1 pseudogene is annotated in these 291 nt (G+C 64.9%); it reads right to left on the reverse strand.

Annotated features, from left to right (window positions below):
* Nucleotides 1-291 (reverse strand): annotated as a pseudogene (locus tag NE591_RS15190) (hypothetical protein); the annotation flags it as partial.

Consider the following 291-nt stretch of genomic DNA (forward strand, 5'->3'; position numbering starts at 1 on the left):
ATCCAAGAAGATAAGGTCGTAGCGCTCATGGCGGCGGCCCGCTTCGGCGATCCAGCGAGTGACGTCGGCGCGAACGAGCTTGTTGGCCGCCCCTCCCCGCCGACCCCTCGCCGAACCTCCGTCCGTTCGATCCCTTCGATTCGGCTTGTCAACAACTTCGAAGGCGAACCCGTTGGCCGCAAGATTGCGGGCCACCCAGTCCAGGTACGTCTGAGACAAGTCCACCGTCGTCGTCTCCTTCGCACCGCCGGCCGCAGCATGCAGCGTCGCCACGCCCGTATAGGCGAACAG

It is taken from the genome of Adlercreutzia sp. DFI.6.23, assembly GCF_024462535.1.
In the GTDB taxonomy this organism is placed as follows: Bacteria; Actinomycetota; Coriobacteriia; order Coriobacteriales; family Eggerthellaceae; genus Adlercreutzia; species Adlercreutzia rubneri.